Consider the following 22,033-nt stretch of genomic DNA (forward strand, 5'->3'; position numbering starts at 1 on the left):
CCCCGGTGATCGACGCTGCCCGGAGGCCGCACGTATGCAACGGACGACGAACGAACAGCACGCCGGGGAACTCCCCGATCCGGGCAAGGACCGCGGTACGGGCGGCATCGTCCCCGTACTCGCCTTCGCGGGTATCACCGTCGCGGTGATGCAGACCCTGCTCGTCCCCGTCATCAAGGACCTGCCCGTCCTGCTGGACACCGATCCGTCCGACGCCACCTGGGTGATGACCTCGACGCTCCTCGCCGGAGCCGTGTCCACCCCGATCATGGGCCGGCTGGGCGACCTCTACGGCAAGCGCCGGATGCTGCTGGCCAGCCTCGCCGTGATGGTGCTCGGCTCGCTCGTCTGCGCCTCCACCGACGAGCTCGTCGTGATGATCGTCGGCCGCGCCCTCCAGGGCTTCGCGATGGGCGCCATCCCGCTCGGCATCGGCATCATGCGCGACGAACTGCCGCGTGAGCGGCTCGGTTCCGCGATGGCGCTGATGAGCTCCTCGGTCGGGGTGGGCGGCGGACTCGCGCTGCCCGGCTCCGCGCTCGTCGCCCAGCACGCCGACTGGCACGCCCTGTTCCTCGGCGCGGCCGGCCTCGGGGTGCTGGCCATGGCCCTCACCGTGCGTTTCGTTCCCGAGCCCCCGCTGCGCGCCCCCGGACGCTTCGACCACATCGGCGCGCTCGGGCTCTCGCTCGGACTCGTCTGTCTGCTGCTGCCCGTCACCAAGGGCAGCGACTGGGGCTGGACCTCCGGCACCACGCTCGGTCTGATCGCCGCGTCCCTGGTGATCCTGGTGCTGTGGGGCCTGTTCGAGCTGCGGAGCTCCGCGCCTCTGGTCGATCTGCGGACCTCCGCGCGGCGCGAGGTGCTGCTCACCAACCTCGCTTCCGTCATGGTCGGCGTCGCCTTCTACGCGATCTCGCTCGTGCTGCCCCAGCTGCTCCAGCTGCCCGCCTCGACCGGCTACGGGCTGGGGCAGTCGATGGTCGTCGCCGGGCTGTGCGTGGCGCCGCTGGGTCTGACGATGATGTTCGTCGCCCCGCTGTACGCCCGGCTGTCCGCCCGGCGCGGCCCCAAGGTGTCCCTGATGCTCGGGATGCTGGTCATCGCGGTCGGTTACGGCGCCGGGCTGGGTCTGATGAGCGCCACCTGGCAGACCGTGGTGATCTCGGTGGTGATCGGAGCCGGGATCGGGCTCGCGTACTCCTCGCTGCCCGCCCTGATCATCGGGGCCGTCGACCCGTCCGAGACGGGCGCGGCCAACGGACTCAACACCCTGATGCGGTCGATCGGCACCTCGGTGTCGAGTGCGGTGATCGGGATGGTGCTGGCGAACACCTCGGTACGGATGGGGTCGGTGGATGTGCCGTCCCTGGAGGGCTTCCGGATCTCGTTCCTGATCGCCACGGGGGCGGTGCTGATCGGCCTGGCGCTGGCCGCGTTCCTGCCCTCGCGGCGGGCGGCGACGCGTCCGGTGCTGCTGGCGAGCAGTGCGGGCGACGCGCAGGCCGCGGCGGCCGCGGGCTCCGGCCCGCACCACGCCCCGGCTCCGGATCCGGCGTCGGTGCTCGTCGCCGGGTCGGGCGGCTTCCACGGCCGGGTGCTGGACGCGGACGGGGCGCCGGTGGCGCGCGCCAATGTGACGCTGATCGACACCCTGGGCCGGCAGGCGGGGCTCACCGTCGCGGACGACGAGGGCCGTTACGCGCTGACGGCCGCGCCCGGCGGGCGCTATGTGCTGGCGGCCACGGCCGCCGGGTACGCGCCGCGCGCCTGCCCGGCGGCGTCCCCGGCGACCGGCCGTCCCACGGAGACCGATCTCGTCCTGACGGCGGTCAGCGCACCGGAGCGTCGAACCGCGGCACTGTCGTGAGCAACCTGGACACGTCCGACCCCGCCGGAAGCTCCTGAGGCTCGGCCCCGCGGGTGAACAGCCGGGCGGGGCGGGCGCCCTGGACATGGGCCCGGCTCCCCTCGACGCGGAGCCAGGAGCCCTCGCGCAGCCCGAGCACGGGCACGTCGTTCTCCTCCAGGAACTCGGTGAGGCGCTCCTCGCGGGTCTCCCCCTTGTGGGTGCTGGCCGGGTCCGGGTCCAGATAGTGCGGGTTGATCTGGAACGGGACCAGGCCCAGCGTCTCGAAGGACGGCGGCTGCACGATGGGCATGTCGTTGGACGTGCGCAGTGTCGGGGCGGCCATATTGGTGCCCGCGCTGGCTCCCATGTACGGCAGCCCGCCCCGTACCGCGTCCCGTACGGCCTCGCGCAGACCGGCGCGGTACAGGGCGCTCAGCAGCCGGAAGGAGTTGCCGCCGCCGATGAACACGGCGTCGGCCGCGGCGAGTTCGGCGAGCGGGTCGGGGTTCTCGTGAACGCCGCGCACGGTGATGCCGGAGGGCTCCAGGGCCTCGCGGACCCGGGTGGTGTACGCGGTGTGGTCGGCGAGCGCGTAGGGGACGAAGGCCAGGCGCGCGTCACCGGGGAGGAACGCGGTGACGGTGTCCAGCGCGTGTTCCAGGTAACCGCAGCCGTACTGGGTGGAGTTGGAGAGCAGAAGCAGATTCACGGGGTTCCTCGGATACGTCGGTACGGTCAGGTGGTGCGGGGGCGCCGGGCGCGGGGCCTGGGCCGCTGCGGCGGGTGGGTGAGCCGCTGCTCCAGCAGTTGGGAAGCGTGCCGCAGGGCGTCGAGCCGGTCCTCGGGCGCCCCCCGGAACCGGTCCTCGCCGCCACCGAGACTGAGACTTCCGTACGGCTCGCGGCCCAGGAACACCGGTACGGCGACGGTGGCGATCCCGGTGTCGTACTCACCGACCGTCCAGGCGTACCCCTGGGCCCGGATCTTCATGAACTCCTGCTCCAGCAGATCGGGATCGGTGACGGTCCGGTCCGTGAAGCGGGCCATGGGGCGGCCCCGGAAGAGCCGGTGGCGCTGCTCGTCGGGCAGACAGGCGTAGTACGACTTGCTGGTCGCCCCGGCGTGCGCCGGGTACAGCTCGCCGACCAGCGGGTAGTAGCGCAGCGGTCCGGTATCCCCCTCCTCGGCGGCCACGCAGCGCATGTGGAAGCTGTCCGGGAGGCAGAACAGCACCGTGTCGCCGGTGGTCCGGCGCAGCTCCTCCAGCACCGGTCCGGCCAGCAGCTCCAGCGAGCCGGAGCGCTCCCAGAGCCGGCCGAGCCGCAGCACGGCGGGGCCGATGCGGTAGCGGCGGGTGGCCGGGTCGGAGACCAGGAAACCGCGGCCCGCGAGGGTGGCGAGCAGCCGCTGGGCGACCGAGGTGTCCCACCCGAACTCCTCGGCGACCTCGGTGACACCCCAGTCGGGTCTGGTGCGCTCGAAGGCGAGCAGCACCAGGAGCGCCCGGTCGACGGTTTGCAGGGCACCGGCGGGGGTGCGCCGGTCCAGATCGAAGTCGGCCATCGTCATCTCACCATTCAGACCTGAATTGCAAATAACGGGAAACAGTTGCGTTCAACGCTATCCGATCCCGAATGTGTCCTCAGCACCCCGCCCCGCGCTCTCCCCCCGTAGAGCGCCGGGCGGGTGTCGGATCAGGAGAAAGGCCCCCCATGTTGAAGTACGTACTGGACATCGTCGAGCTTCTGGACGATCCCCAGGTGAATGGCAAGACGGTCGTCGAGTACCTCGACTCCGCGGCGGGGGCCGAGGGCTCGTCCGCACAGGTCACCACCGTCGCCGGCGAGCAGGGGTCGACGGACTTCGTCCTCGTCCGCATCCCCGGCTCCCACGGCCGCATGTCGGGCGGCAGCGCCCGCACCCTCGGTGTGGTCGGCCGGCTCGGCGGGATCGGCGCCCGGCCCGAGGTGACCGGACTGGTCTCCGACGCCGACGGCGCGGCCAGCGCCATCGCGACGGCGGCGAAGCTCCTCGACATGCGCCGCCGCGGCGATGTCCTCCCCGGTGATGTGATCGTCGCCACCCACATCTGCCCGAACGCGCCGACCGAGCCGCACGACCCGGTGCCGTTCATGGGCTCCCCCGTGGACATCGCGACGATGAACCGGCACGAGGTGACCGAGGAGATGGAGGCCGTGCTCTCCATCGACACCACCAAGGGCAACCGGATCATCAACCACAAGGGCCTGGCCCTGTCGCCCACCGTCAAGGAGGGCTGGGTGCTCCGGGTCAGCGAGCAGCTCGGGGAGCTGCTGGCCGTGGTGACCGGTGAGCCGTTGGTCACATACCCGGTGACCACGCAGGACATCACGCCGTACGGTAACGGTGCACACCACATCAATTCGATCCTCCAGCCCGCCACCGCGACCGCCGCTCCGGTCGTCGGTCTCGCGGTCACCTCGGCCGCCGCGGTGCCGGGCTGCCAGACGGGCGCGAGTCACGAGAGCGACATCGCGTCCGCCGCCCGCTACGCCGTGGAGGTCGCCAAGGCCTTCGGCGCCGGGAATCTGGACTTCCACGACGCGGTGGAGTTCGACAACCTCGTCAACCGCTACGGGTCGCTGGCTCACCTGCAGACCCTCGGCCGCATACCCCAGGAGTCCTGATGGCATCCGCCCCCCAGGCCGGCGCCACGGCCCCCGAGGCCAAGAGCATCGGCAGCGACGACTACTCGCTCTCGCGGGTCCCGCGCGACAAGCGCTTCGGCTTCTGGTCCATGCTGCTCCAGTGGCTGGCCCAGTCCGGCTCGATCTCCCAGTTCACGCTGGGCGCCACCATCGGCGTCGGCATGACCTTCGGGGACGCCTTCCTCGCCTTCACGCTCGGCGCGGTGATCCTGGAGATCGTGATCTTCGCGATCGGCCTGGCCGGAATGCGCGAGGGTCTGGCGACCCCGATGCTCACCCGCTGGGCGGGCTTCGGCCGAAACGGTTCCGCACTGGTCAGCTTTGTCATCGCGGTCAGCCTCGTCGGCTGGTTCGGCGTCCAGAACACGATCTTCGGCAACAGCGTCTCGGCGCTGGTCGGCGGACCGTCCTGGATGTGGTGCGTGATCGCGGGCATCGCCATCACCGCCCTGGTGATCTTCGGCTTCAAGTACATGGCCCTCTTCGCCAAGATCGTCACCCCGCTGTTCTTCGGGATGGTCGCCTGGTCGATCATCACGACGCTCAACGACCACTCGATCAGCGACCTGATCAACTCCCCGCCGCCCGGTGAGGCGATCCCGCTGGCCGTCGCCGCCACCGCCATCGCGGGCGGTTACATGACCGGCGCGATCGTCTCCCCGGAGATGACCCGCTACAACCGCAAGGGCTCGCACGTCTTCGTGCAGAGCGCCTCCTCGATGATCCTGTCCGAGTACATCGTCGGCATGGTCGGTGTGCTGCTCGGTCATCTGGTGAAGTCGAGCGATGTGTCCCACATCGTGCTCTCCACCTCGGGCGCCTTCGGTGTGATGGTGGTCCTGATGTCCACCGCGAAGATCAACGACTGGAACCTGTACGGCTCCTCGCTCGGTGTCGTCAACTTCTTCCAGGTCGTCTTCCGCAAGCGGCTGCACCGCGGCGTGGTCACCGTCGTCCTCGGCATCGCCGGCACGCTCCTGTCCGCGGTCGGCATCATGACCCACTTCACGGAGTTCCTCTCCCTGCTGGGCGTGATGATCCCGCCGATCGGCGGCATCATCGTCGCCGAGTACTGGGTCGTGAAGCGGATGCGCAAGCCTCTGGACGACACCCGTGAGGCGGAGACCCTGCCGCTGACCTCGCCCACCTGGGTGCCGATGTCCCTGGTCATCTGGGTCGTGGCGTTCTGTGTCGGCAAGTTCTACGACGGCGGCATCCCGGCCCTCAACTCGCTGGTCACCGCCTTCCTGCTGTACTGCGTGCTCGGCCTGCTGGGCTGGATCAAGCCGTACGGCACCTCCACCCTGGACGACGAGGAGGGGACCGCCTCCGCCCCCGCCGCCCGCGCGACCACTCCGGCAGGAGCAGCATGACCCTCACCCCCGCCTCCGATCAGGCCCAGAGCGAGGTCGTGGACCTCTGCGCCGAGCTGATCCGGTTCGACACCTCCAACCCGACCAGCGACGAGCGTGCCGCCGCCGACTGGGTGGTGGACCGCCTCGCCGAGGTGGGCATCGCCTCCGAACTGGTCGAGTCCGCGCCGGGCCGGGCCAGCGTCATCGCCCGGATCGCCGGCAGCGACCCCACCCGCGGCGCGCTGCTGGTCCACGGCCACCTGGACGTCGTCCCCGCGGACGCCTCCGAGTGGCAGGTGCCGCCGTTCTCCGGCGAGATCCGCGACGGCTACCTCTGGGGCCGCGGCGCGATCGACATGAAGGACACGGTGGCGGTCATGCTCGCCACCGCCCGGCACTTCGCCCGCACCGGCACCGCGCCGTCCCGCGATGTCGTGCTCGCCTTCCTCGCCGACGAGGAGGCGGGCGGCAAGTTCGGCGCCCACTGGCTGGTCGAGCACCGGCCGGACCTCTTCTCCGGGGTCACCGAGGCGATCGGCGAGGGCGGCGGCTTCTCCTTCGCCATCGACGACACGCGCCGGCTGTACCCCATCGAGAACGCCCAGCGCGGCATGGCCTGGATGGAGCTCACCGCGAACGGCCGGGCCGGGCACGGCTCGTCGCCCAACGACGAGAACGCCGTCACCGACCTCGCCGAGTCCCTCACCCGGATCGGCCGCGAGACCTTCCCGATCCGTCTGATCGAGCCGGTCCGCGCCCTGCTGGAGGAGGCCGCCCGCCTCTACGGCGTCGAGTTCGACGAGAACGACATCGAGGCGAGTCTGGCCAGGCTGGGCCCGGTCGCGGACTTCATGCAGGTGGTGCTCCGCAACTCGGCGAACCCCACCATGTTCAACGCCGGCTACCAGACCAACGTCATCCCCGGGAAGGCCACCGCCCGCGTCGACGGCCGCTTCCTCCCCGGACACGAGCAGGAACTGATCGACACGATCGACAAGCTCCTGCTCCCCTCCGTCAGCCGTGAGTGGGTCAACCACGACATCGCGATGGAGACGACGTTCGACGGCCCGCTGGTCGACGCGATGTGCGAGGCGGTGCGCGCCGAGGACCCGGACGGCCACCCCGTCCCGTACTGCAACCCGGGCGGCACCGACGCCAAGGCCTTCACCCACCTGGGCATCCGCTGCTTCGGTTTCAAGGGCCTGAAGCTCCCGCACGACCTGGACTACGGCCGCCTCTTCCACGGTGTGGACGAGCGCGTCCCGCTGGAGGGCCTGCGCTTCGGCGTCCGCGTCATGACCCGACTCTGGCAGAGCTGCTGACTGACGCCGCAGCTCCGCCAGGGGGCCCGCCCTGACCCGGGCTCACCCCACGTACGCCCCCGCCGGTGCCCTCGGCGGGGGCGTACGGCACGATGGGGCGCCGTCCCGCACAGCCCCTCGGGGCTCTCGCCCGACGAGAGACCCCCACCCGCCCCACCAGGAGGAACCCGTGGCCGCCGAGTCCGCAGCCGGGCCCAAGCCGGAGATTCTCGCCGCGTTCGAGGCCGCCAAGGGCTTCATGCCGGTCCATGAGGGGCTCGCCCTGTACGAGGCCGCCGCCGGGGCCGCCGCGCTCGGGCTCCCGCTGCTGGAGGTCGGGACGTACTGCGGGCGCTCCACGATCCTGCTCGGCGACGCCGCCCGCACCGCCGGTGTCACGGCGCTCACCGTCGACCACCATCGCGGCAGCGAGGAGCAGCAGCCCGGCTGGGAGTACCACGATCCGTCCGTGGTGGACCCGGAGGTGGGGCTGATGGACACCCTGCCGACGTTCCGGCGCACCCTGCACCGAGCGGGTCTGGAGGAGCACGTGGTGGCGCTCGTGGGGCGGTCGCCGCAGGTCGCGGCCGTCTGGGGCGGGAAGCTGGGCCTCGTCTTCATCGACGGCGGCCACACCGACGAGCACGCGACCAGCGACTACGAGGGCTGGGCCCCGCACGTCGCCGAGGGCGGGCTGCTCGTCATCCACGACGTGTTCCCCGATCCGGCGGACGGCGGCCGGGCCCCGTACCGGATCCATCAGCGGGCGCTGGCCTCCGGGGCGTTCACCGAGGTGTCCATGACGGACTCGCTCCGCGTCCTGCGGCGTACCGGACCGGGTATCTGACCCGCCCCGATACCATCGCCCGCGTGCCGTACGACGACAGCGTTCCCCCCACCCGCCGCGCCCGGCCCCTGATCGCCGCCGCCGCGCTGGCCTCGCTCTGCCTGACCGTCGCCGGATGCGGAGGAGGTGGCGGCGACGGCGGTACCGCGCGGCCCCGGCCGGGCTCCGGCGCCGACGCGTCCGTACCGGCGTCGCCGTCCGCTCCGGTGTCCGCCTCCCCCGGGAGCCCGCGTCCGGCCACGGAGCCGGCGAAGCCCTCGGCGTCCGCGAGGCCGAAGCCGCCGAAGGGGCCGAAGGGGCCGCTCACCGGCCGGACCGTGGTGATCGACCCGGGCCACAATCCGCGCAACCGCGAGCACACCCGGGAGATCGGCCGCCAGGTGGACATCGGCACGGCGTCCAAGGAGTGCGACACCACCGGGACCTCCACGAACGAGGGTTACGCGGAAGCCCTGTTCACCCTCGACGTGTCGCACCGACTGCGCGATCTGCTCCGGGCGCGGGGGGCCGAGGTGAAACTCACGTACGACAACGACCGCGCCTTCGGACCGTGCGTCGACGAGCGGGCCAGGATCGGCAACGAGGCCGGCGCCGACGCGGTGCTCTCGGTCCACGCGGACGGATCCGCCGTGGGAAACCGCGGCTTTCATGTGATCCTCCCCGCACGGGTCCGCTCGGGCGCCGCGGACACCTCGAAGATCGTCGAACAGTCGGCCGATCTCGGTGCCCGGATCGCGGGCAACTTCCTGCGGACCACCGGAACTGCGCCTTCCAATTACATCGGCGGCAATACCGGACTGGACACCCGCGGAGATCTCGGCGGACTGAATTTGTCGACCGTGCCCAAAGTGTTCATCGAATGCGGCAATATGCGTGATCCGAAGGACGCCGCCCTGCTCACCAGCGGGAGTTGGCGCCAGAAGGCTGCCCAGGGCATGGCCGATGGCATCACCAGCTACCTGAAGGGGTAGTTCTGGGTTGAAATTGGGGGGATACCCGTTCAGGTTCCCGGCCGGGGCGCAACCCGGCCGGGCAGACGATAGATTCATCCGTACGATGGGGAGCCGCCCCCGAGCTTCATTGCCGTACCCGCCGCAACGGCGGCAGCGACGACCGCCCCGACGAGACGACCGACTAAGGACCTTCACGTGAATATCCGCTCCCTCACTCGAGGCGACGGCGTGGTGATCGGAGCAGCGGTCGTGCTGTTCATCGCCTCTTTCCTCGACCTCTCCGGCTACGACTGCCCGCGGGGCGTCGACTGCTCCCAGTACAGCGCGAACGCCTGGGACTCGCTCTCGCTCCTGATGAGCATCTTCCTGGCCGGTGTCATCGGTGCGGCGCTGCTGATCGTCGGGCGCGCCAACCCGGGCCGCAAGGTCGTGGGGCTCGATCTCGCCCAGTTCGGCGCCTCGTTCGCGGTCTTCGCGCTGTGGTCGGCCTTCTGGACGATCATCGACGCCAATGACGCGGGCGCGGGCATGATCCTCGGCCTGCTGGCGGCCATCGTGCTGGCGGCCGGCGCGGTCGCCGGTCCGCTCGTCCCCGCGCTCAAGGCCCCGCTCGCCGGTGCGCCGCGTCCGGCGCAGGGTGTGCAGTCGCCGTACGGTGCCCAGCCGCAGCCCGGTCAGGGTTACGGCTACCCCGGCGGCCAGCAGTCCCCGTACGGCGCGCAGCCCGGCCAGCCCCAGCCGTACGGCGCGCAGCCCGGTCAGCCCGACCCGGCGCAGGCCGCCCAGGCGCAGCAGGCCCCGCAGGGTGCCGCCGCCGCTCCGGCCGCCGACTTCACCCCGTTCTGGTTCGCCGTTCCGGTGGCCCGTCCGCTGTACGGCGAGGACGGTTCGCCGAACCCGATCGCCGAACTGGCGCCGGGCACCTGGTACCTCGCGGTGGAGCAGCGCGGTCCGGGTCTCATCGCCCAGACGCAGGACGGCCGTCGTGGCGTCCTCCAGGACACCACGGGCATCCAGCGCGGCTGACCCCGCGCACGGCCCCGACGGCCCCCCGCCCTTCCGGGCGGGGGGCCGTTGTCGTACAGTCCCGGAGCGCGGCATTGATCTGACGTAGCGTCACATACCTTGGAGGGACCGGAATGCGGCTCGGACTCGCGCTCGGATACTGGGGCCGCGGCCCGAATCCCGGCCATCTCGCCCTGGCCCGGGAGGCCGAGGAACTCGGCTACGACTCGGTGTGGACGGCGGAGGCCTGGGGCTCGGACGCCTTCACCCCGCTGACCTGGATCGCCGCCCACACCTCACGCGTCCGGCTGGGCACGGCCATCGCGCAGATGGCGGCCCGTACGCCCACCGCGACCGCCATGCACGCGCTGACCCTGGACCATCTCTCGGGCGGCCGGATGATGCTCGGTCTCGGGCTCTCCGGGCCGCAGGTGGTGGAGGGGTGGTACGGCCGGCCGTTCCCGAAGAGCCCGCTGACGGCCACCCGCGAGTATGTCGACGTCGTCCGCCAGGTCCTGGCGCGCGAGGGCCCCGTCGAACTGGCCGGCCGCTTCCACTCCCACCCGTACACCGGTGCGGACGGCACCGGGCTCGGCAGGCCGCTGAAGCCGATCACCCATCCACTGCGGGCCTCCCTGCCCCTGCTGCTGGGCGCCGAGGGGCCGAAGAACATCGCGCAGACGGCCCGGATCGCGGACGGCTGGCTGCCGCTGTACTGGTCACCGACGCGCACGGATGTGTACGAGGCCTCGCTGACCGGGCTCCGCGAGGGGTTCATGATCGCGCCGATGGCACGGGCGCAGCTCTGCGACGACGTCGCGGAGGGGCTGCTGCCGGTGAAGGCGATGCTCGGCTTCTACATCGGCGGGATGGGGCACGCGGCACGCAATTTCCACGCGGACCTGATGGCCCGGATGGGATTCGAGGAGGAGGCCCGGCACATCCAGCGGCTGTTCCAGCAGGGGCGCCGGCAGGAGGCGGTGCAGGCGGTGCCCGACGCGTTCGCCGATGAGATCTCCCTGGTCGGCCCGCGCCGACGCATCAAGGAGCGGCTGGAGTTGTGGCGCGCGGGCCCGGTCACCGACCTTCTGGTCACGGCACCGGACCCGGCCACCCTGCGCGTACTGGCGGAGCTCAACAGCTGAACGGGCCGGGCGGGACGGGCCGTTGCGGACGGGCCCCCGCTCCCGGCTCATCCGAACGAGGAGCGCTCCAGCCAGAAGTCCAGCAGCTCCGCGTCGCCGAGCACCTCGACCCGGTCGCTGCCGGGATCCAGCCTGCGGTTGAAGACGAGCATCACATCGGTGAGCGATCCGCGCAGGGCGACGGTGGCCCTCTCGTGGGCCCGCCGCCAGGTGAAGCGGTCCTCGCCGAACTCGATCAGCCACTCGGCGCCGGGCGCGTCCGTGGCGTGCAGGTGCAACGAGCGTCCGCCGCCGCACAGTCCGGCCGCCTCCGGGTCGCCGCCGGCCTGGGAGAAGGCGACGATCCGGAGCCATTCGTCGATGGTGTCGGCGGCGACCTCGGGCGCCACCTCGAACACCGTCCCGGCGGCCAGTGCCGCGTCGGCACGGTGCACGACGGTCTCGTGCGTCATCCGCCGCACCCAGAAGTCCGTCCGCCGCTCCCAGCCCCACGCCCAGACCTCCGTGCCCGGCCCGGCCTCCCGCAGCGCCGCCACGGCGCCCGCCGTGCCCTCGGCGAGCCAGGCGTCCAGCGCGGCGGAGTCGTCGTCGTCGGGCCCTTCGGCGCCCGGCACCTTGCCCGCGGGGATGTCCTCGGTGGCCCGGGACCGTACGATCTCGCCCACCCAGCGGTGCGCGCCGCCCACATGCAGGGCGAGTTCCCGAAGGCTCCAGTCGGGGCAGGTGGGGACCCGGGCCGCCAGGTCCGCGCCCTTGAGCAACGCGCGCAGTTCGTCGGTCTGGGCCAGGATCTCGTCGCAGTAGCGGTCGTACGTGAGTGAAGTCATGCCCGCACCCTAAAGCGCGACCGGCACCCGATCATGCGATTAACGGTCGCGGCGGGATCCGCCGCTCCTTGACCGTCGCCCCGGTCGGTCTCAGCCGCAGCAGTCCGGCTCCAGGCCCACGGGCAGCCGTTCGCCGCTGAAGACCGCGGTGGTCGCCTCGTCGCCCCCGAGCGCGGCCACCGCGAGGAGCAGCGATCCGACGGTCCAGGTGGTGAGCTCCTCCGGCCAGAAGGCCCGGCTGCCCTCGAAGACGTACCCGGTCCAGTACATCCCTCCCTCGGCGCGCAGGTGCTGGATGGACTGGAGGATCTCCAGCGCCCGGTCGGACTCCCCCATGACCCAGAGCGCCAGCGCCAGTTCGCAGCTCTCGCCGCCCGTCACCCAGGGGTTGGGCAGCACACAGCGGACCCCGAGACCGGGGACGACGAAGCGGTCCCAGCCTTCCTGGATGCGGCGGGTGGCGGCGGCCCCGGTGAGCGCGCCGCCGAGGATGGGGTAGTACCAGTCCATCGAGTAGCGGCTCTTGTCCAGGAAGCGCTCCGGGTGGCTGCGTATCGCGTGCGCGAGCGCTCCGGTCGCCAGCTCCCAGTCGGGCTGGGCCTCCTCACGGCGTTCCGCGAGGGCCAGCGCGCAGCGCAGGGCCTGGTGGACGGAGGAGGAGCCGGTCAGCAGCGCGTCGGTGACCGCGGTGCCGTCCGCCTCGCGCTTCCAGCCGATCTGACCGCCCGGCTGCTGGAGCCCCAGCACGAACTCGATCGCGGCGAAGACGGTCGGCCACATCCGGTCGACGAACGCGTCGTCGCCCGTGGCGAGGTAGTGGTGCCAGACGCCGACGGCAACGTAGGCGCAGAAGTTGCTCTCGCGGCTCCGGTCGGTCGGCTGCCGGGGATCGCCGTCGTGGTAGGCGGCGTACCAGGAGCCGTCGGCGTTCTGGTTGCGGGCGAGCCAGTCGTAGGCGCGCTCCGCCGCCGCGTGCTCGCCCGACGCGTCCAGCGCCATGGCGGCCTCGGTGTGGTCCCACGGGTCGAGGTGATGGCCGCGGAACCAGGGCAGCGCCCCGTTCTCGCACTGCGCCGCCACCAGCGCGGCCACCGTCTCGGCGGCCTGCTCGGCGGTCAGGACCCCGGGCAGGACGAGGTGTTCGGTCTGTTCGGGAGTGCTCACGCCTCGGCCCTGGTGAGGTGCGGCTTGGTGGCGTACGCGACGAAGCTCTTGCCGACGACCGGGTTGAGCAGTTGCTCGGCGACCCGGGTGGCCATGGGCTTCTTCATGATGTCCCAGACCAGCAGCTTGTGGTACGCGCGCACCGGCAGCGCCTTCTCGTTGTCGACCCCGAACGCGCACTTCAGCCACCAGTAGGGGCTGTGCAGGGCGTGGGCGTGATGGGTGCCGTACGGCTTGAGTCCGGCCTCGCGGATCCTGCCGAGCAGTTCGTCGGCCTTGTAGATACGGATGTGGCCGCCCTCGACCTCGTGGTACGCGTCGGACAGCGTCCAGCAGACCTTCTCGGGGCCGTAGCGCGGCACGGTGATCGCGATCCGGCCGCCCGGCCTGAGGACCCGGACCATCTCGGCGAGCACGCCCTTGTCGTCGGGGATGTGCTCCATGACCTCGGAGATGATCACGACGTCGAAGGAGTCGTCGGGGAAGGGCAGATTGAGGGCGTCGCCCTGCATCGCGGTGGCCGTGGCACCCTGTGGCACCTCCCCGGCCTCCTTCATCGCGGCGAACCACTTCGCGACCTCACGGATCTCCTCGCCGTTCTGGTCGAGGGCCACCACCTGGGCGCCGCGCCGGTAGCACTCGAAGGCGTGCCGGCCGGCGCCGCAGCCCAGATCGAGCACCCGGTCGCCTGCGGCGAGCGGGAAGCGGGTGAAGTCGACGGTCAGCACGGGGCCTGCCTTCGAGTCGGAGGTACGGGGTCCGGGGGGAGATCAGGGGGTGCGGGGCGCCGGGGCGGTCACCTGCGGGCTCCGCTGGCCGCGATCGCCTGACGGTACAGCTCGGCGGTGCCGACGGCCGCCCTGGCCCAGGTGAAGTTGGCCAGCACCCGGTCGCGGCCCGCCGCGCCGAGGCGGGCCCGCAGCTCCCCGTCGCCCAGCAGCCTGGCGAGGGCCGTGGCCAGCGCGTCGGAGTCGCCGGGCGGCACGGCGAGACAGGTCTCCCCGTCGCGGCCGGTGACTTCGGGGATGGCGCCGCCCGTGGTGGCCACCAGAGGGGTGCCGGTGGCCATGGCCTCGGCGGCGGGCAGCGAGAAGCCCTCGTACAGGGAGGGCACGCAGGAGATCTGGGCGCCGCGCACGAGGTCGACCAGTTCGGCGTCGCTGATGCCCTTGACGAAGTCGACGGCGTCATGGAGGCCGTGGCGTGCGATGGCCTGCGCGACCGGTCCGTCCTCGGCCCGCTTGCCGACGACCACCAGGTGCGCGTGGGGGTTGCCGGTACGGAGCTCGGCGAGGGCCTCGACCAGGTGGACCAGGCCCTTGAGCGGGACATCGGCGCTGGAGGTGGTGACGATCCGGCCGGGTATCTCGGCGACCGAGGGGTCGGGCGACCAGAGGTCGGTGTCGGCGCCGATGTGCACCACCCGGATGCGGTCCTCGCGTACGCCGAGGTGGTCGGTGATCTCCTGCTTCGAGGAGCCGGAGACGGTGAGGACGGAGGGCAGCCGGCGGGCCACGCGCTTCTGCATCCGGGTGAATCCGTACCAGCGGCGCACCGAGGCGCGGCGGCGGCGGTTCTCGGCGGCGTCCAGGTCGAGCTGCCGGTCGACGGTGATGGGGTGGTGGATCGTGGTCACCAGGGGGGCGCCGAGGTCGGCGAGCAGACCGTAGCCGAGGGTCTGGTTGTCGTGGATGACGTCGAACTCGCCCCGGCGGGCGGCGAGATGGCGCCGGGCCCGCAGGCTGAAGGTGAGGGGTTCGGGGAAGCCGCCGGTCCACATGGTGGCGACCTCGGCGAGGTCGATCCAGTCGCGGTACTCGCCGCGGCCCGGGGTGCGGAACGGGTCCGGCTGCCGGTAGAGGTCCAGGCTCGGCAGTTCGGTGAGCGGGACGCCTTCGTCGAGCACCGGGTAGGGCTGGGCACCGATCACTTCGACGCTGTGGCCCAGCCGGGTCAGTTCGCGGGCGAGGTGGCGCACATAGACGCCCTGGCCGCCGCAGAACGGGTTTCCCTTGTAGGTGAGGAGTGCGATGCGCAGCGGCCCGTCGCCGGTACGGCCGGACGTGCCGTTGCCCGTGCGGGGGCCCGTTTCTATGGCCTCAGCGGTCACACTCGGCCCCCTTCTCACTGCGTGTTCGCCGGAGCGTAACCGCTCGCGCTAATCTAGAACAAGTTTCAGACCGGCTCGTTCAACAGGGCTCGAATCTACCGGCAGGTAGCGTCGGCGTGACAGCCGGATCAGGTGATTCGCGCCACGGCGGGCACCCTGGCATGCTGTGCGCGCCCGGCAGCTCGCTCGACCGCTCCCTGATGCGGACGAAAGCCATGGATGGGGACTCATGACCGCGGAAGCCAGACCCGCAGCGCCTCCGCTGACCGAACGCCAGGAGGCCCGCCGCCGCCGCATCCTGCACGCCAGCGCCCAGCTCGCCGGCCGGGGCGGGTTCGAGGCGGTGCAGATGCGCGAGGTGGCCGAGGCCGCCGGGGTCGCCCTGGGCACCCTGTACCGCTACTTCCCCTCCAAGGTCCATCTGCTGGTGGCCACCATGCAGGACCAGCTCCAGCACATGCACTCCACGCTCCGCAAGCGCCCGCCCGCCGGGGACGACGCCGCGCAGCGGGTCGCCGAGACCCTGATGCGGGCCTTCCGCGCCCTCCAGCGCGAACCTCATCTGGCTGATGCGATGGTACGCGCGCTGACGTTCGCGGACCGCAGTGTGAGCCCCGAGGTGGACACCGTCTCGCGGCTCACGACGGCGATCATCCTGGACGCGATGGGGCTGGAGCACCCGACGCCGGAACAGCTCTCCGCGGTACGGGTCATCGAGCACACCTGGCACTCCGCGCTGATCACCTGGCTGTCGGGGCGGGCCTCGATCGCCCAGGTGAAGATAGACATCGAGACGGTGTGCAGGCTCATCGCCGTGACGGCGGAGCCCGGCCCCCGGTAGCGCGCGCCGGAGCCCCCGCGCGGCGGTCCTCCCGGGCACCCATGTACCGCGGCCACATGCCGCCCCCGTCAGGTGAGGTGCCCTGCACCATGTCGACGGCGCGACGCTCTTCATACGGTTCGGCGCACATCACCGAACCACGCCGAGGAGCCGGTCACCATGCGTCGCAGAGCCGTAGGCACCGTCCGTCCCAGATCGCTGACCCTCACGGCCCTGGCCACCGCCGGGCTCCTGCTGACCGGCTGCACCGCCGCCGGCCAGGCGGGAGGCTCCGGGGGCGGCTCGGCCGGGGAGCGGGACGGGACCGTCAGGGTGGGCCTGGTCTACTCCCGTACCGGGCTGCTCGCCGCGTACGGGAAGCAGTACCGCGACGGGTTCATGGCGGGCCTCGACCACGCCACCGGCGGTACCGGCAAGGTCGACGGCCACCGCATCGAGGTCACCGAGCAGGACGACGCGGGCGACCCGGGCAAGGCGGTCTCCGCCGCGAAGAACCTCATCGGCAAGGGCTACAAGGTGCTGGCCGGCACCACCGACTCCGGCGTCGCCCTCCAGATGGCCCCGCTCGCGGCCCAGAACAAGGTGCTGTACATCGACGGCCCGGCCGCCACCGACGCCGTGACCGGGGTCAACGCGTACACCTTCCGCTCCGGCCGGCAGTCCTACCAGGACATCCTCACGGCGGGCACGATGCTGGGCGAGGCAAAGGGCAGGAAGGTCACGGTGCTGGCCCAGGACTCCACCTTCGGCCAGGCCAACGTCGCCGCCGTGAAGGCCGTCCTCGGGGAGCGCGGCGCCGAGGTCGGGTCGGTGCTGGCGCCGCCCAGCGCGACGGACCTGACGCCGTTCGCCCGCCAGGTGAAGGCCGCCGGACCCGATCTGGTCTTCGTGGCCTGGGCCGGTTCCACCGCCCCCGCCCTGTGGACCGCGCTGGACCAGCAGGGGGTGCTGGACGCGGGCAAGGTGGTGACCGGGCTGGCCGGTACGGCCTCGTACCCGGTGTTCGGGGCGGCCGGTTCCAAGGTCTCGTTCCTGGCGCACTACTTCCCCGGCGCGGGCGGCGGCAACGCCGTCGAGAAGGCGATGCTGGACGGGGTCGCCGAGGCGGGCGGCACACCCGACCTGTTCACCCCGGACGGTTTCACCGCCGCGCAGATGGTGGTGCGGGCCGTCCGGGACGGCAGCGCCACGGACACCTCGGCGATGGTGAAGGCCCTGGAGGGCTGGACCTTCGACGGGGTGAAGGGCAAGCAGCGCATCCGGGCCGAGGACCACGCCCTGGTGCAGCCGATGTTCGTCGCCAGGCTCACGGGGAAGGGCGCCACCGCCGTACCGGAGCTGGTGTCCACCGCGCCGATGGACGAGGTGGCCCCGCCCGCGAAGCCCTCGGCGGGCTGAGCGATGACCGCTCCCGACACCCTCACCGCTCCCGTGCTCCGGCTCTCCGGGCTCGGCTGGACCATCGGCGGGGCCACCATCGTCGAGAACGTCTCGCTGAGCGTCCGGGAGGGCGAGTTCCTGGCGTTCATCGGCCCCAACGGGGCGGGCAAGACCTCGCTGTTCAACCTGATCAGCGGGATCACCGCCCCGACCGCGGGCACCCTCGCGCTGGACGGCACCGATCTGACGCGGCTGCCCGTGCACACCCGGGCCCGTCGCGGCATCGGGCGCACCTTCCAGACGTCCAGCCTCTGGCCCGCGATGACGGTGGCCGAGCATGTCCGGCTGGCCGCGCAGGCCGCCGGGGGCGGCTCGTACCGGCTGTGGCGGCGCGCCGCCCCGTACGCCGCCGAGGTGCGCGGCGTGCTGGAGCGCACCGGTCTCGGACACCGGGCGTCGACGCCCGCCGCCGAGCTGTCGCACGGCGAGAAGCGGAAGCTGGAGCTCGCCGTACTGCTGGTGGGCGATCCGCGGCTGATGCTGCTCGACGAGCCGATGGCCGGGGTCAGCGCGGAGGAGGTCCCCGCGCTGACCGAGCTGATCCGCACCCTGCACCGCGACGAGGGGCGCACGGTCCTGATGGTCGAGCACCACATGGACGTCCTGCTGGGTCTGGCCGACCGGCTCGCGGTGATGCACCACGGGAGTCTGCTGGCGCTGGGCACCCCCGAGGCCGTGACCGCCGACCCCGCCGTACAGCAGGCCTACCTCGGGGAGGGACTGTGACACCGCGCGGCACGGAAACCGGCGGCACGGAGATGCGCGGCACACAGCCCGGCAACACGGCGCCCGGCCCCGATGTCCTGCTCGCCGTGCGGGACCTGCGGGTGCTCATCGGCGGCCGGCACATCCTGCACGGCGTCGACCTGGATGTGGCCCGGCACGGGGTGACCGCGCTGCTGGGCCGCAACGGTGCCGGGAAGACGACGACCGTACGCGGCATCCTCGGGCTCGTCCCGCGCGACGGGAGCGTACGGCTCGACGGCGAGGAGACCGTGACGCTGCCCACGCACACCCTGGTGCGGCGCGGCATCGGCTACGCCCCGGAGGACCGCGGGATCTTCGCCTCGCTGACCGTCGCGGAGAACCTGCGGCTGGCCGAACGGGCCGGCGCGGACGGCCCCGACTATCCGCTCGTCCATGAACTGTTCCCCGAACTCAAGCGCCGGGCCCGGCAGTTGGCCGGGACACTGTCCGGCGGCCAGCAGCAGATGGTGGCCATCGGCCGCACCCTGCTCAACGGCAACGCGCTGATCATCGCGGACGAACCGACCAAGGGGCTCGCGCCCAGGGTCGTCACCGAGGTCGCCCAGGTGCTGGAGCGGGCCGCCGAGGCGGTGCCGGTGCTGCTCGTGGAGCAGAACCTCGCCGTCGTCCGCAGGCTGGCCGGGCGCTGCGTGGTGCTCGCGGACGGCCGCACGGCCCACCAGGGCCCGGCCGGCGCCCTGTTGGACGACGCGGAGGCGGCCCGCCGGCTGCTGGGAGTGGGCAGCCGCCACGCACCCGGCGCCGGCGCCACCGCCGCGTCCCCCGCCCCTTCCCCGACCGCGGAGGCGGATTCCTGATGTCCACCATCGTTCTGCTCACCATGACCGGACTCGGTCTGGGAGCCCTCTACTTCCTCATCGCGTCGGGGCTCTCCCTGATCTTCGGCCTGATGGATGTGCTCAACTTCGCGCACGGGGCGCTGCTGTCCATCGGGGCGTACGGCACCTGGTGGGCCGCGTCCGGGAACCTGCCCGGCGCCGGAAGCGGTGGGGCGGGCTTCGTCCTCGCCGTGCTCTTCGGTACGGCGGTGGGCACCCTCGCCGCCGTCGTGCTGGAACTCGCCGTCGTGCGCCCGCTGTACACCCGGCCGCGCGAACAGGTCCTCGCCACGGTCGGGGTGGGGCTCGCCGTTCCCGCGCTGCTGTCCGGCATCTGGGGCCCGGACGCGCTGACGTTCCCCGGGCCGCGGGCGCTGTCCGGCACCTTCGGGCTGCTGGGCGCGCAGGTCCCCGTCAACCGGCTGGTGCTGATCGCGGCGGCCGTCCTCGTCCTGCTGGCGCTGCGGCTCTTCCTCGGCCGGACCCGGCACGGTCTGGTCGTCCGGGCGGGCGTCGAGGACCGGGCCATGGTGACCGCGCTCGGCATCGACGTCCGCAGGGCGTTCACCCTCGTCTTCGCCATCGGGGGTGCCGCCGCCGCGCTCGGCGGGGCGCTCGGCGGGCTGTACTTCGGCTCCGTCGACCCACGGCAGGGGACCTCGCTGCTGATCTTCGCCTTCGTGGTGGTGGTCACCGGCGGCATGGGATCGGTGACCGGCGCCGCCGTGGCGTCCGTCGTCATCGGCCTGGTCCAGCAGTTCGCCAACTACTACACCGCCGCGGGCCTCGGCGACCTGGCGGTCGTCGTCCTGCTCGCCGCGCTGCTGCTCGTCCGCCCGAGCGGACTGACCGGGAGGCTCGCGTGAGCACCGCCACCGAGACACAGAGACACACCGGCCCCGCCCCCGCGGCCGCCCCGTCCGGGGCGCCCGGAGCCGCGGCCCGGCTGCTGCGCTGGTGGCCCGCCGCCGCCCTGGCGCTCCTGATCGTCGCCCCGTACAGCGCACTGCCCCTGCCGGGCCTGCTGGACGGTCCGGTCGGCAGTCCCGGCAGCCTCCAACTTCTCGCCACCTGCCTGCTGTTCGGCGCGCTCGCCACGGGCTACGACCTGCTGCTGGGCCGGACCGGACTGCTCTCCTTCGGCCATGCGCTGTATTTCGCGGCGGGCAGCTACGCCACCAACATGTTCCTGCTGGAGGCCGGGCTGCCGTTCGCCCTGTCGGCCGTCCTCGGCCTCTGCTTCGGGATCGCGCTGGCCGTGGTGCTGGGATCGGTGAGCCTGCGGGTCACCGGAATCGGCTTCTCCATGGTGACGCTCGCCTTCGCCCAGGCCGGTTCGCTCCTGGTCGCCCGCGACCCCGGCGGCATCACCGGCGGCGAGGAGGGCCGGGCGGCCCCCGCCGACCTGCTGCCCTCCGCGCTGGTGGGCATCGAGCACACGGCGAACCTCTACTGGGTCTCGCTCGCCTACCTCGTCCTCACCCTCGGCGTCGTCCACTGGGCGGTCCGCTCCCCCACCGGGCGGGTCTGGGAAGGCATCAAGGAGAACGAACGCCGGGTGGAGGTCCTGGGCCTGAGGCCGTACGGCTTCAAGCTGACGGCCTTCGTCCTGGCCGGTGCGCTGGCCGCGCTCGGCGGGCTGGTCCATCTGCTGCTCACCGGCGGCTCCACCCCGCAGACCACCACGTCCGACTTCACGCTGTCCCTGCTGGTGATGGTCGTGCTCGGCGGATCGGGCACCCGCTGGGGGCCGATGGCCGGCGGCATCCTCTACACCTGGGCCGATCACCGCCTCGGCGACCTCGCGGGGTCGGGAGCGGTCGCCGACCTGCCCGCCGTGCTGCGCGTTCCGCTCTCCCAGCCGCTGTTCCTGCTCGGCGTGGTGTTCGTGGCCGTGGTACATCTGCTGCCCGGCGGCCTCGCCCGGCTGCCCTCGCGCCTCTCGTCCCGGCCGGCCCCGCCGCGGGGAACCACGAAGGAGAACCGACGCCCATGACCACGTACACACCGCTGCACGAGGAGCTCCGGGTCCCTGTCGCCGGAGGCGACCTGGCCGTACTGCGCTGGCCCGCCCGCGACCCCGGTGCGCCGGTGGTGATGGCCCTGCACGGGATCACCGCCAACGCGCTCTCCTGGGGCCCGGTGGCCCGGCGGCTGGCGGGCCGGGTCACGCTGGTCGCCCCGGATCTGCGCGGCCGGGCGGGGAGCCGCGGGCTGCCGGAGCCGTACGGGATCGCGGCGCACGCCGACGACGCGGCGGCACTGGCCGGCGCGCTCGCTCCCGGGGGCGGCCGGGTGGCGCTGGCGGGGCACTCGATGGGCGCCTTCGTGGCGGCGCTGGCCGCGGTGCGGCATCCGGCGCTGTTCGGCCCGCCGGTCCTGGTGGACGGCGGGTTCGGCTTCCCCGCCCCCACCCATCTGTCGCCCGACGAACTCATGACCGCGGTGATCGGCCCGGCCATGGACCGGCTGTCGATGACGTTCCCCGACCGTGCCGCGTACCGGGCGTTCTGGCAGGCGCACCCCGCGTTCGCCGGGGCGTGGTCCGCCGACGTGGACGCGTACATCCAGCGCGACCTGACGGGCGAGGAGCCGGAACTGCGCTCCACGTGCCGGATCGAGGCGGTACGCGCGGACGGCATCGGCCTGTTCGACGACGAGGTCCTCGCGGCGGTCCACCGGCTGCCGGGCCCCGCGACCCTGCTGTGGGCGGCACGGGGACTGATGGACGAGGAGCAGGGCCTGTACGACGCCTCCCGGCTGGCGGCGGCGGGCCTTCAGGACACCCGCGTACGGGCGGTGGCGGTACCGGACGTGAACCACTACACGCTGCTGACGGGGGACGCGGGGGCCGGGGAGGTGGCCCGGCACCTGCTGGCGGCGGTGCGCCCGGAGGGGTCGGGCGGCTGAGGACGGGGGC

21 protein-coding genes are annotated in these 22,033 nt (G+C 72.4%); 15 read left to right on the top strand and 6 right to left on the bottom strand.

Going from position 1 to position 22,033, the window contains the following annotated elements; genetic code table 11:
• Window positions 1–34 precede the first annotated feature (34 nt).
• Window positions 35–1,870: an MFS transporter gene (locus OHA98_RS30505; protein WP_266930239.1), complete on the top strand. Its 1,836-nt coding sequence runs from the start codon at window positions 35–37 to the stop codon at window positions 1,868–1,870.
• On the opposite strand, the gene pepE is transcribed toward OHA98_RS30505, so the two are convergent.
• On the bottom strand, window positions 1,833–2,561 hold the full coding sequence (gene pepE, locus OHA98_RS30510) for a dipeptidase PepE (protein ID WP_266930241.1): 729 nt from the start codon (window positions 2,559–2,561) through the stop codon (window positions 1,833–1,835). The genes OHA98_RS30505 and pepE overlap by 38 nt on opposite strands.
• Window positions 2,562–2,587: 26 nt before the next feature.
• Window positions 2,588–3,415 (bottom strand): IclR family transcriptional regulator, encoded by an 828-nt coding sequence (locus tag OHA98_RS30515; protein ID WP_266930243.1) that lies wholly within the window; start codon window positions 3,413–3,415, stop codon window positions 2,588–2,590.
• 149 nt (window positions 3,416–3,564) lie between these two features.
• Here OHA98_RS30515 and OHA98_RS30520 point away from each other — a divergent pair, with 149 nt between their 5' ends.
• From OHA98_RS30520 to OHA98_RS30550, 7 genes are all read left to right on the top strand, one after another.
• On the top strand, window positions 3,565–4,518 hold the full coding sequence (locus OHA98_RS30520; RefSeq protein ID WP_266930245.1) for a DUF1177 domain-containing protein: 954 nt from the start codon (window positions 3,565–3,567) through the stop codon (window positions 4,516–4,518).
• Window positions 4,518–5,912, top strand: coding sequence for a cytosine permease (locus tag OHA98_RS30525; RefSeq protein WP_266930247.1), 1,395 nt, complete (start codon window positions 4,518–4,520; stop codon window positions 5,910–5,912). Before OHA98_RS30520 ends, OHA98_RS30525 begins: the two co-directional genes overlap by 1 nt.
• Entirely contained in the window at window positions 5,909–7,216 is a 1,308-nt protein-coding gene (locus tag OHA98_RS30530) for a M20/M25/M40 family metallo-hydrolase (RefSeq protein WP_266930249.1), read from the top strand. Before OHA98_RS30525 ends, OHA98_RS30530 begins: the two co-directional genes overlap by 4 nt.
• Before the next feature lie 169 nt (window positions 7,217–7,385).
• The gene (locus OHA98_RS30535) at window positions 7,386–8,042 is read left to right on the top strand and encodes a class I SAM-dependent methyltransferase (protein ID WP_266930251.1); all 657 of its coding nucleotides are present in this window, start codon (window positions 7,386–7,388) and stop codon (window positions 8,040–8,042) included.
• Window positions 8,043–8,065: 23 nt separating this feature from the next.
• A complete protein-coding gene (locus OHA98_RS30540; protein ID WP_266930253.1) occupies window positions 8,066–9,013 on the top strand; it encodes an N-acetylmuramoyl-L-alanine amidase in 948 nt (315 codons plus the stop codon).
• A gap of 177 nt (window positions 9,014–9,190) precedes the next feature.
• Entirely contained in the window at window positions 9,191–10,021 is an 831-nt protein-coding gene (locus OHA98_RS30545; RefSeq protein ID WP_266930254.1) for a hypothetical protein, read from the top strand.
• 113 nt (window positions 10,022–10,134) lie between these two features.
• Window positions 10,135–11,145 carry an LLM class F420-dependent oxidoreductase gene (locus OHA98_RS30550; protein ID WP_266930256.1) on the top strand — a complete coding sequence of 337 codons (1,011 nt, stop codon included), beginning with the start codon at window positions 10,135–10,137 and terminating at the stop codon, window positions 11,143–11,145.
• Between the two features lie 47 nt (window positions 11,146–11,192).
• On the opposite strand, the gene OHA98_RS30555 is transcribed toward OHA98_RS30550, so the two are convergent.
• From OHA98_RS30555 to OHA98_RS30570, 4 genes are all read right to left on the bottom strand, one after another.
• Window positions 11,193–11,972, bottom strand: coding sequence for a maleylpyruvate isomerase family mycothiol-dependent enzyme (locus OHA98_RS30555; RefSeq protein ID WP_266930257.1), 780 nt, complete (start codon window positions 11,970–11,972; stop codon window positions 11,193–11,195).
• Between the two features lie 90 nt (window positions 11,973–12,062).
• Complete coding sequence (locus OHA98_RS30560; RefSeq protein WP_266930259.1) at window positions 12,063–13,136, bottom strand: prenyltransferase; 1,074 nt, start codon at window positions 13,134–13,136, stop codon at window positions 12,063–12,065.
• Window positions 13,133–13,864, bottom strand: coding sequence for a class I SAM-dependent methyltransferase (locus OHA98_RS30565; RefSeq protein ID WP_266930261.1), 732 nt, complete (start codon window positions 13,862–13,864; stop codon window positions 13,133–13,135). The genes OHA98_RS30560 and OHA98_RS30565 overlap by 4 nt, the downstream gene beginning before the upstream one ends.
• 68 nt (window positions 13,865–13,932) lie before the next feature.
• Entirely contained in the window at window positions 13,933–15,246 is a 1,314-nt protein-coding gene (locus tag OHA98_RS30570) for a glycosyltransferase family 4 protein (RefSeq protein ID WP_266930263.1), read from the bottom strand.
• Window positions 15,247–15,475: 229 nt separating this feature from the next.
• On the opposite strand from OHA98_RS30570, the gene OHA98_RS30575 reads away from it, so the two are divergent.
• The 7 genes from OHA98_RS30575 (at window position 15,476) to OHA98_RS30605 (ending at window position 22,023) form a co-directional block, all read left to right on the top strand.
• Window positions 15,476–16,087, top strand: a complete 612-nt coding sequence (locus OHA98_RS30575; protein ID WP_266930265.1) for a TetR family transcriptional regulator — start codon at window positions 15,476–15,478, stop codon at window positions 16,085–16,087.
• A 159-nt stretch (window positions 16,088–16,246) separates the two neighbouring features.
• A complete protein-coding gene (locus OHA98_RS30580) occupies window positions 16,247–17,485 on the top strand; it encodes a substrate-binding domain-containing protein (RefSeq protein ID WP_266930267.1) in 1,239 nt (412 codons plus the stop codon).
• Window positions 17,486–17,488: 3 nt separating this feature from the next.
• Window positions 17,489–18,253: an ABC transporter ATP-binding protein gene (locus tag OHA98_RS30585; RefSeq protein WP_266930269.1), complete on the top strand. Its 765-nt coding sequence runs from the start codon at window positions 17,489–17,491 to the stop codon at window positions 18,251–18,253.
• Window positions 18,254–18,285: 32 nt separating this feature from the next.
• Window positions 18,286–19,092, top strand: a complete 807-nt coding sequence (locus OHA98_RS30590; RefSeq protein WP_266930990.1) for an ABC transporter ATP-binding protein — start codon at window positions 18,286–18,288, stop codon at window positions 19,090–19,092.
• Window positions 19,092–19,979: a branched-chain amino acid ABC transporter permease gene (locus OHA98_RS30595; RefSeq protein ID WP_266930271.1), complete on the top strand. Its 888-nt coding sequence runs from the start codon at window positions 19,092–19,094 to the stop codon at window positions 19,977–19,979. Before OHA98_RS30590 ends, OHA98_RS30595 begins: the two co-directional genes overlap by 1 nt.
• On the top strand, window positions 19,976–21,109 hold the full coding sequence (locus OHA98_RS30600) for a branched-chain amino acid ABC transporter permease (protein ID WP_266930273.1): 1,134 nt from the start codon (window positions 19,976–19,978) through the stop codon (window positions 21,107–21,109). The genes OHA98_RS30595 and OHA98_RS30600 overlap by 4 nt, the downstream gene beginning before the upstream one ends.
• A complete protein-coding gene (locus OHA98_RS30605) occupies window positions 21,106–22,023 on the top strand; it encodes an alpha/beta hydrolase (protein ID WP_266930275.1) in 918 nt (305 codons plus the stop codon). The genes OHA98_RS30600 and OHA98_RS30605 overlap by 4 nt, the downstream gene beginning before the upstream one ends.
• Window positions 22,024–22,033: the final 10 nt, after the last annotated feature.

Source organism: Streptomyces sp. NBC_00654 (genome assembly GCF_026341775.1).
GTDB lineage: Bacteria > Actinomycetota > Actinomycetes > Streptomycetales > Streptomycetaceae > Streptomyces.